This window comes from Dysgonomonas sp. 521 (genome assembly GCF_010501055.1).
In the GTDB taxonomy this organism is placed as follows: domain Bacteria; phylum Bacteroidota; class Bacteroidia; order Bacteroidales; family Dysgonomonadaceae; genus Dysgonomonas.
This window is the reverse complement of the sequence record NZ_QVMO01000124.1, coordinates 1-8,037: the sequence shown is the minus strand read 5'-3', so window position 1 is coordinate 8,037 and position 8,037 is coordinate 1. Positions and strand designations below refer to the sequence as shown.

The following is an 8,037-nucleotide window of genomic DNA, read 5'->3' as shown; positions in this document are numbered from 1 at the left end:
ATAAACTGATGGCTCCTTAATTTATCGTTAAATCTCTCCGTAAAGGTAAAAACTATATAAATCTTGTAAAAGATGAGGCAGACCGAAGGCTTACAATGAAAACAAGGTTGTATATAAACAAGACGACAACCTTTCAAACGGTACTGAAAAGAAGCAAAGTTTCAATCTCCCCGATTTAGGTCTGTCCTCTGCATTGGGTTTGCTTACTCCTGATGTGAACAATAAGGAGGAAGAACAAATTCCGATAAAAAAGAAAACAAAGAAGAAGCCGAAACGAGGATTCAGGCAGGGATAATCCTTTTTAGATTTGTGAAACAAGGTATATTCCAAGTCTGAAACAGCAATGCCAAGCCCTCTGGGTTTTAGAAGATTTCTTCCTTTTCGCTTACGAAAAGAGTAAATCTCCTAAAAGCATTGCTTTATTCATCCTTTCTATAAGAGGAGTGTTTAACAAATCTAAAAAGTGAGAATATAAGGATTGATAAAAACAGACATTTTTTGTCAATCCTTTTCTCTGTTCATAATTATTTCCAAATTAATTTATCGAATAATAAAAACTACTTTGATGCACTTACTACACAATAATCATTAGCTGGGTAATCATCTCCTTTTGCTCTATTGTTTTGCCAGTGGAGAGGCTGTAGATTTGATAAATTATCTGTGCCGTCTTTGCATTTTGGTTTAATGTGATCAATCTCCCACCCATAACCGTTTTCTGTTGTATCCCCATATTTGTCATAATGGATCCATGCACCACATCTATCTTTTCGTACTTCATCTGGATCATATCCAGAAATAACTATACCCTTGTTCCACACAGCTCGCTTTTCTGTTTCAGAAAATGAGCTTCCAAACATTTTAGTTGTTAACATAAATATAAAAATTATAATTAATAATAAATTTACTTCCCTTTTTTACTGCTTTTTTCTCTTTGAGAAAGTGCGCTTCCGGCAGCAGTTTTGCTCGTAGCACTTGTTCTTCCATCTCTCAAAACTTTCGAAGCGGCAGAAGCAGCGGCTTTACCTGTAACTTTTTTAGCCATAACTTTCAAAATTTGCTTTTCAATCCAAACAATGCAAGTGGATTGATTCTTGCTTAAAGTCGTTTTCTCACTTTATGGTTGACTTTATTAACCACGTTTAATGTATTCCACCACCATGCCAAGTACCGGTGGTTACCCAAATCTCATAATGAAGCAGCCATTCGCTCGTCCACGGAATAATTGTTTTTGCAATCATTTTACGTTCATTCCATTCATTCATGAGCCTATGATACAAGCATAAGTGCTGTTTTTCGTGATTATAGGTATGCGGGAGTTTAGTCGCATCCTTAGCCAAAGGCAAGGGATTTGGACTAAGTACATATATATTAGGGTTGCATCCTATATTATACTCTACCTTAATATTGTAAGTTATGCTTAAATTAGTTGGTTGAAGCTTTCCTTCCCAAATTAGCCCTTTATCATATCCAACGATTTTCAAAGTAGAATCAGGGAAAAGATGCCGAAGCATTCCCCCTTGAGCATGTACTGAAATTCGTTTCTTTTTAGTCATTACCATGAAAATTATGTGCGGCTGCGGCTACATTACCTACTGTGCTAAGAATACCTGTACCTGCTGCCATTTTTAACACCCCACTTTCCCGAAGATTACGATTCCTTTCGCCTAAAGTAGAGAACGTTTTTGTAACAGCCTGCTCTCCAAAAGGCTTTTTCATTGCTTCGGCTATATATTGCAACCCTCGTTTTTGAACAATGGCTTGTACGTCTGATTCAACTTGGTCGAGCCATTTATAGAATTTCTTTTCCCTTTGAGGATGTTCCACCCATTTGTCAGCAAAGTTTTCTTCGGGATTTACCGGATTCGGAATCCATTTTACAATCTTACCTGTATTCGGATCATAGCGACTTTCTATATAGTTTCGCATATTGGCAACTACATTTGTCAGCGCATCTATGACAGAAGTTTCTTTGTTGTATGTCCTTGAAGCCAAAGTTGTAATAATAATGGAAATAGGTTTGTGTTCATCTCCGTTAAACATCATATCTCGATGTCGTTTCAGAATTTGAACAACTCGCTGGAGTGGTAATTTTTCTTTATTATACTTTGGTACGGGGCTTACAGCTTCCGACAACATTATGGATTTACGCAGTGAGGTAACATCGGCTGCATTGAAAAACCATCTACCATAACCGAATGGATTGCTTTTCATCCAATTTTCAGCAACCGTATCAGTATAATAATTGCTTTGTTTATTATCTGTTATACGTATTGCCAATGATTCGTAATCTTTGTCCAACGCTGTAGCCGAAAAAGCCTTTTCAAGTACAGTATTATACCCGTTACAAACGAGGCTCGGTAGTATATCCATGTGATAATTGGCACTATCGGAATACATCAATGTCCAACATCTTCTCCCTTCTTCGTCAAGCATATTTTTGTAAGTTTCGTTAGCTTTGAGCCTATTCCCGACCGCCTGTTTAAGATGATATTGTGCCCACTGCGGATTTTTTCCTGTCAATTCACATACTAAATCAATGTCCAAATCGTCATCTTCACAAACGGGCTTAATCATCGTTCCAAGCATGAATGAGCCTTGCGGACGAATGATCGGTTTATATGGAGCAAGTGATGATTCCGGCTTCGCCAACCATTCGCCTACTGCGCCATAACTACTAACTGCGGCTTTATATTGGGTTTCTGTGATGTCCAATGTTTCGCCGAGTGTTTCTAAAATCTCACTGAATTGTTTTTTTTCTTCTTGCGTAAGCATATCTATTTATTTTATTGTTATTGTCATGTAAAAATCGTTCTTCTCCTTATTCGCATCATATATCGTCATTGGCATATCGACTTTGGGCATCCAAACTCGACCCAATTCAACGGATGCAGAAACGGGCATAGCTGGGAAAATATGTAATCCCGTATAACCGTGATATGATTTGATCTTATCGAAAGCATGTCGGACAGTTCGACGAAAATCAGACAGTAATGCTTCAGTTTTTAAAAAATCGTTGTTAGGAGCACCGTTTATGGTGATTTCCCATATACTTGTATTATTCCCCAACGCTTTTTGTATTCTATCATATGTTACTGTCGCACTCATGCTAAATACAAGAACCGGAACTTTCGTTTTGTCGTCTGGTTCGCGAAGAATATATTCAATATCAGAAGAAGCAGTTTGCCATTTCCATGTAGAAGGCTCTCTGTGTTTCTGATATACTTTGACATTATTCAGATCGTTTAATAACACTCCGAACTTTATAAGTAATGGTTGCGGAGCAATTGCAAACACCGAATAGTGGTCAGTATTGCCTTGCATCAATCGTGGCTTTATTTTCAGATTGAACTGCGTAAAAAGGTTAGCTTCTTCAGTGATCCAATAAGCGTCCATATCATCTGTTAAAGAAGCATTCTTATATCCCAACTCAATCGGATAATCGCTTGCAGGATAATAATCGTATAACAACGCTTCATTTGCCGATTGATAGGACAAAGGAGAGTTATTAACCCCTATATTTGCTCCATATAGAATTATTTCACTGGACATATTGGGAGCGATATCCGTTATTCGCTTGATGCGTTCTTCATGTTGTCGTTTCATTTCAAGAAGATAGGATTCAGTATATGTAATTTCATCCGCATCTACCATTCTGTGATGTGTATCACAAAGTAGCATTAAGTTATTAATGTCATTTGCTAATAGCTTTGACCGTTTCACATCTCCTCGTGGCCCGGTCGACTCATCGCCAACAATATGGGCTATGTATGCACTATTACACTTTTTGTTAGTCAGAATGTCTGTGTGCAGAACCTTATTGCATCCTGCATATTCACATCTTCCGGCAGATACTGCCCAAAGAAGATTTTTGTTTTTGGAAGAAATGCTTGTTACGCTCATTTGAATATATTTTCTATTTACATTTTTATGTTAATATTCACAAAGATTCAAAAAAACATTTCTAACACACAAGCTTTTGTATGTTAAATATATTTAATAGCGGTAATATCCTCAATTACGACACACTTATTATAAAAAAAGAATATCCAATTTGGATATTCTTTTAAATTTTACCGCTATCTTGTTTTATTGCAAATGATATATTTTATTTCGATATTTATCTAAATGTTCCACCCAAGTATCATCATCGCACATCTGGGGTAATTGTCCCCATTTGTTATTCTGTAAAACGTATTTGCGAAAATTGAGGTTCTTATGTACATTTTTCAAGTTTATTGTTTGTACAGATGAAACCCCGTCCAAGTTTTTAGAGAAGAACCTTACTGAATCTCTACGCATATATTCAAATTCCAATAAACTGTAATCATGTGACGCAAAAATTAGCTGCGATCTACCTGCTATGTTTAAAAAGAATTTCAATAACCGACTAAAAGCTTTTTGTTGGATTCCAACTGTAACTTCATCTAAGATTGTACAATCGCCATCTATGGCTGTATGGTAGAAAGCTATCATTAATTTTATAATAGCCAAGGTACCATCAGATTGAGCACTCTCTGATAATAATTTATTCCCATATTTTTCAGTATGATGAATAAAAGTTGCTACTTCTTGATAGCGCTCTTTTTCTATTTCTTCTGATGTGAAAATAGAATTCAATTTCTCCAATAGCTCCTTAGGAAGCTCATGTTTTACTATGTCAAAATCAACTATATTGATACCAATATCATTAATCAAACCAAGTATAACCTCTTTGCAAACAACCTCCTTTGCACTCCTCCCAACAGGGAGTCCTCCCGTTAACGATATCCCACGCATTGGAGTTACATTTAGGGAACTATCGAAAAAATCAAAATTATCTTTTAAAACAGTACAAGGTACATTAAGCTCGCTTATGACAGACAACACAGTGGTGTTAGAGATAGTGCTATGCTTTAACTGATAACGAGTATCATCATCAATACTTGCATCAGAAAAAATAATCTCTGTAGTGTCTTGCATTTCGTTGTAAAACCTTTCATATATGCATCGATCTTTGCCACGTCCTATTTTTTTTTCTAATTTTTCATATCGAATATAATTTTCATCCCAATCAACTCTATATGTGTATCTAATATCTTTAATATGATAAGATATTGACATTTTTGAAGGTGATTTTCTAGTTTGGTCATCAAATTCAAAAGGAGCATATGGGATTTTTTCATTACGTTTTTTCTTGAAAGATGAGACCAACTCCGCAAAGTTTCTTAGAGCAAATATAAAATTGGATTTACCAGCACCATTATTACCAAAGAAAAACACACACTTCAGAAGAGGAACACCATTGACTAACTCCACTGAGTTGTATAGCTGATTACTAGTTTTCTCGCTTCTTTCTTTCTTGGCGACGAAACTCAAAGTCTCTTCATCTCTAAATGACAAGACATTTTCTATAGACACTTTCTCTATCATAATTTTAGGACTATGCAAACTTTCAGAGAGCAAAAGTACAAAAAAAACGGATTAAAAAAGCCAATAGCGGAATTTTTCTCAATAATAAAGCAGAAGATGCTAATACTTCCCATTTACGCCCCATTAAAGTAGGACTTTAACTTCTTTTAGACACGAGGTTAAGTAAATATCAGTGTAACATGTTGATAATTAAGAAATCTACATATCTTTCAACGACAAACAAACCATCTCAATCTGATACTTAGGCAATAGCTTATTTTTAAGATGTTCCACCTTTGCTGCCAATAGTTCTGGTTTGAAATTTTTCTTTTGTCGCTTTACTTCTGCTGCTACTGCTTGGTTTTTCTCCAATTTCAGGGCAACAATATCAATCTCATTTTGATTGCCTTTAGGTTCCCACCACGAACCAATAGCGCGATACTGGAAACTTTCGGCAAACTGCTGTTTGAAATATCTTTCCAACATGACACCGGAATAAGTCGGATAGTCAGATTTGATGATAGCCTGCAAACCGATAAAGTTTTTTATCTCTATTAGCGAGCGATGACGGTCGAAATAGTTAAACCAAAACCTGATAAAGTTATCCTGTATTTCATATCGAACGGATTGACTTCCTTCTTTTGCCAATATAGGACGTTGGCGAATGATGATATTATAATCTTCAATCAATCGTTTTATTTGACCGCCTATGCTTTTATCTCCTAATGCGACTTCTATTTCGGGTTGCGTATTGATACCGCCCGAAATAGCACTTAAAATGGAAAAATAGGTTGCATAGTTTTTCCCGAACTCTTCTATCAACAGGTTTTTTCCTTCATCGGTAAAGGGAGAGTTTTCCCGAACCATAAATGAGATCATTTCATCTATGCTCAATGTGATGTTATCACAGAACAACTCAACATACTTGGGAACTCCACCTGTAAAGGAATAGAGAGCGAGCAAGTCATCATTGGTGTAATTGGAATTGTAATCACGCATAATTTCTTTCAGCGTGGTTAAATCGAAAGCCGATAGTTTGATAATATTATCTGCTCTACCAAATAGTGGTTCTTTGTTGTTCTGGAATATTTTCTGCATCAAGGAATAAACAGAGCCGGATACTATCAGATTCATTTTGGATTTCTTGCGGTAAGTATCCCAGATATTTTGCATATCGCTATACACCGATTCATTGATGTTATAGAACTCCTGAAATTCGTCAATGACAAGATTGAACGGCTTCTGTGAAGCCAGCTCCATTAGATATTGAAACAATGATCGGAAGGTACGTATTTCTACAGGAACAAACGTATCAAGCGATTGACTGATAATCGGAATAAATTCAGCACAAAGCGTTGCTTCGCTTTTACGACCGACAAACAGATAGACAGTTGGCAAATCCTCAACCGACTTCATGATAAGGCTTGTCTTGCCAATCCTTCTTCTTCCTGTTACTACAGTCAGACGAGAGTGATCACTGAAGGATAAGTTTTGTATCCGCTTCAGCTCTGCCAATTCGCTTGTTCTGTTATAAAACTTCATGCTCTTCATTTTTTTGTTACATCCGTAACGGTTACGGCGGTTACAAAGATAAATAAAATTTTGGAGATGTAGTCATCTTTCTCAATTTTAAGCCTATAAATACTTTTTTCGAACACTAATCTGTTATAATTTCACTTTGTCTACATCCTTATATTCAGTATATTATCTTCAAAACAACATATAAATAATTTGCGTTGATGTACAAATTGTGTCCTTTATTGCAAATTATTTATTAGTCACAAAACAAGCGGGAATAAGTTGCCCAGCAAGTGAATAAAAAAGCTCTTTTGTTTTGTGTACAGAACAAAAACAACATATTTTCGTCTTGTTGGTAAAACAGAAATGTCCTTAATTCATCTTAATACGTTATTTTATTTCCATAATGCACTATTTATGCTGCATAATAGAAACAAAATAAAAAAAATGGAGAATTTGTAGATTCGATTACAAAATAACTCAGTTCCGAAATGCGCATTTCGGAACTGATGGTTTCGGAACAAAGGAAGGACAAAATAGAAATTTGAGTATGGATGATAAGCTAAAAGCAGATATAAGCAAAATAGTTGATGATGCGGTATTGTCATGTGTCCATTAGTTTATTGTGTTGTGCTCTTATTAGTTTATTATGCTAAATACAATTATCTCATCTGTTAATCAGTTGATTACAACGCTCTTTTCAAGTAAAATCTTGAAAGAAATTTTCTTTATTATAGATATTTTTCCTACCTTTACAACAGAAATCATGCAAATAGCAAGCAGAACGATGAAAAATAATCGTGTGCTAAATCGTGTGGGATTCCAAATTTAAGAAAATATAAAAGCTTGATTATCAGTAGAGATACAATAATAGTTCTCTTTCTGGTGGCACCACTTAAGAAGAGTAGCAAAACGAAGCAAAGAGGGTGTGTCAAAATAGACATGCCCTCTTTTTTACGCACAAAGGCCGAACTTTCCCAAGCTCGGTCTTTGCTATTTCCTAAAGTATTGCTAACTTCAGGTATTCAAAAAATTATTATGTCAAAGATACATTTTCGTCCGTACATACCCAATCAAACGCTACTTTTTCCTGGTAGGATTGATGAAGATATTTCAGCGCACGATCCTGTT

At 35.7% G+C, this 8,037-nt stretch carries 7 protein-coding genes; all 7 read right to left on the bottom strand.

Annotation, left to right across the window (positions count from 1 at the left end):
• Window positions 1-557: 557 nt before the first annotated feature.
• The 7 genes from D0T84_RS20345 to D0T84_RS20320 all read right to left on the bottom strand — a co-directional run bounded on the left by D0T84_RS20345 (window position 558) and on the right by D0T84_RS20320 (window position 6,930).
• Window positions 558-872, bottom strand: a complete 315-nt coding sequence (locus D0T84_RS20345) for an HNH endonuclease signature motif containing protein (protein ID WP_185155780.1) — start codon at window positions 870-872, stop codon at window positions 558-560.
• Window positions 873-901: 29 nt separating this feature from the next.
• Window positions 902-1,042 carry a hypothetical protein gene (locus D0T84_RS22480; protein WP_185155779.1) on the bottom strand — a complete coding sequence of 47 codons (141 nt, stop codon included), beginning with the start codon at window positions 1,040-1,042 and terminating at the stop codon, window positions 902-904.
• 97 nt (window positions 1,043-1,139) lie between these two features.
• The gene (locus D0T84_RS20340) at window positions 1,140-1,553 is read right to left on the bottom strand and encodes a hypothetical protein (RefSeq protein WP_255495495.1); all 414 of its coding nucleotides are present in this window, start codon (window positions 1,551-1,553) and stop codon (window positions 1,140-1,142) included.
• Window positions 1,546-2,772, bottom strand: a complete 1,227-nt coding sequence (locus tag D0T84_RS20335) for a nucleotidyltransferase (protein ID WP_163309684.1) — start codon at window positions 2,770-2,772, stop codon at window positions 1,546-1,548. The genes D0T84_RS20340 and D0T84_RS20335 overlap by 8 nt, the downstream gene beginning before the upstream one ends.
• Before the next feature lie 6 nt (window positions 2,773-2,778).
• Window positions 2,779-3,900, bottom strand: a complete 1,122-nt coding sequence (locus D0T84_RS20330; protein ID WP_163309683.1) for an HNH endonuclease — start codon at window positions 3,898-3,900, stop codon at window positions 2,779-2,781.
• A gap of 186 nt (window positions 3,901-4,086) precedes the next feature.
• On the bottom strand, window positions 4,087-5,409 hold the full coding sequence (locus tag D0T84_RS20325; protein ID WP_163309682.1) for an ATP/GTP-binding protein: 1,323 nt from the start codon (window positions 5,407-5,409) through the stop codon (window positions 4,087-4,089).
• Window positions 5,410-5,607: 198 nt separating this feature from the next.
• Window positions 5,608-6,930, bottom strand: a complete 1,323-nt coding sequence (locus tag D0T84_RS20320; protein WP_163309681.1) for an ATP-binding protein — start codon at window positions 6,928-6,930, stop codon at window positions 5,608-5,610.
• Between the last annotated feature and the right edge of the window lie 1,107 nt (window positions 6,931-8,037).

Bases quoted from the DNA above. Each gene is read 5' to 3' on its own strand.
- D0T84_RS20330 (WP_163309683.1), bottom strand. From the start codon at position 3,900: ATGAGCGTAACAAGCATTTCTTCCAAAAACAAAAATCTTCTTTGGGCA.
- D0T84_RS22480 (WP_185155779.1), bottom strand. From the start codon at position 1,042: ATGGCTAAAAAAGTTACAGGTAAAGCCGCTGCTTCTGCCGCTTCGAAA.
- D0T84_RS20340 (WP_255495495.1), bottom strand. From the start codon at position 1,553: ATGACTAAAAAGAAACGAATTTCAGTACATGCTCAAGGGGGAATGCTT.
- D0T84_RS20320 (WP_163309681.1), bottom strand. From the start codon at position 6,930: ATGAAGTTTTATAACAGAACAAGCGAATTGGCAGAGCTGAAGCGGATA.
- D0T84_RS20345 (WP_185155780.1), bottom strand. From the start codon at position 872: ATGTTAACAACTAAAATGTTTGGAAGCTCATTTTCTGAAACAGAAAAG.
- D0T84_RS20335 (WP_163309684.1), bottom strand. From the start codon at position 2,772: ATGCTTACGCAAGAAGAAAAAAAACAATTCAGTGAGATTTTAGAAACA.
- D0T84_RS20325 (WP_163309682.1), bottom strand. From the start codon at position 5,409: ATGATAGAGAAAGTGTCTATAGAAAATGTCTTGTCATTTAGAGATGAA.